A 1,342-nucleotide genomic window follows, 5' to 3' on the forward strand; every position below is an offset into this window, starting at 1 on the left:
CGACCCGACCGCTGGCTGCGGCCGACTCCGCCTGGCCGTCCGACGCGTCGTGGGCCTCGGGTGCAGTGCGTCGTGGGCCTCAGGTCGGTACACCGTCGGCTTCGCGGCTGTGAACCATCGGCCTCGGGTCGGTGCACCGTCGACTGCGGCGCCACGGGAGGCGGTCGCACTCCCGACACTATTTAATACGGGCACCCTGTAGATTCGACCGTAATGTCGGAAGTCTGCTCGACGTGCGGACTGCCCCAGGAACTCTGCGTCTGTGAGGACGTCGCGAAAGAGTCCCAGCAGATCAGCATCCGCATCGACGAGCGAAGGTACGGTAAGGAGGTAACGGTCATCGAAGGATTCGACCCGAAGGACGTCGACATGAGTTCGCTCGCGTCCGACCTCAAGTCGAAGTTCGCCTGCGGCGGCACCGTCGAGGACGGCGCCATCGAGCTGCAGGGCAACCACTCGGGCCGCGTGGAGGACTTCCTCCGCGACAAGGGATTCAACGTCGCGTGACCGTCACCTAACGTCCGCCGTCGAGCAGTTCTCTCGAAGCAGTTCCGTGAGCGGCGCGACCGTGGGTCGCGCACGGTCGGCCACTCGATCGGCGGCGTGGGAATCTGAGCCGTCCCGGTCGTGGTCGCCGCTGTCGGGTCACACGAGGAGCGCCGCCCGCCCGACCACGAACGCGACCGCCGCGAGGAACGTCCCGTACTTGAACCGCCGCTGTGCGGCCGTCGGGTCGGTGAATCCCCGGTAGCAGGCGAAGACCATGACCGCGTCGGCGACGCCGACGACGACGAGGTAGGCCGCGCCGAACGTCCCGCGGAGGTACGGGAGCGGGCTGGCGGCGACGGCGACCGCGAGCGCGCGGTCGCGACCCACAGCGCGCGCCGTTCGCCGATCGCGATCGGCAGGGTCCGCAGGCCCTCCTCGCGGTCGCCGGCGACGTCCTCGACGTCCTTTATGATCTCCCGGGTGAACGTGGAGAGCCCGGCGAGCCCGGCGAGCACGACCACCGACGCGGGGCGGCCGACCGCGGCGCCGCCGAAGAGGAACGTCGACCCGACGAGGTACGATACCAGGGCGTTACCGAGCCCCGGCGTGCCCTTGAACACCGTCGTGTAGGTGACGAGCGCGCCGAGGTTGACGACGGCGATACCGATCGCCAGCGGCGGGAGGAGCGCGGCGAGCCCGACCGCGGCGGCGAACCAGCCGACCGAGACCGCGAGGGCGCTCCGAGGCGAGACCGCCCCGCGCGGGATCGGGCGGTCGGGCTGGTTGATCGCGTCGATCTCGCGGTCGAAGTAGTCGTTGATCGCGTTGCCGGCGGCGACCGCGACCGCGGTCG

General features: G+C 70.2%; 1 protein-coding gene and 1 pseudogene. One reads left to right on the forward strand and one right to left on the reverse strand.

The genetic code is table 11. The annotated features are described in order from the left end of the window. Positions 1-213: 213 nt before the first annotated feature. Entirely contained in the window at positions 214-507 is a 294-nt protein-coding gene (gene yciH / locus GJ633_RS16685; RefSeq protein ID WP_156589650.1) for a stress response translation initiation inhibitor YciH, read from the forward strand. Between the two features lie 138 nt (positions 508-645). Here yciH and GJ633_RS16690 read toward each other — a convergent pair. Then, positions 646-1,342, reverse strand: a pseudogene (locus tag GJ633_RS16690) (geranylgeranylglycerol-phosphate geranylgeranyltransferase); the annotation flags it as partial.

This window comes from Halorubrum sp. CBA1125 (assembly GCF_009742825.1).
Taxonomy (GTDB): Archaea; Halobacteriota; Halobacteria; order Halobacteriales; family Haloferacaceae; genus Halorubrum.

Bases quoted from the DNA above. Each gene is read 5' to 3' on its own strand.
- yciH (WP_156589650.1), top strand. From the start codon at position 214: ATGTCGGAAGTCTGCTCGACGTGCGGACTGCCCCAGGAACTCTGCGTC.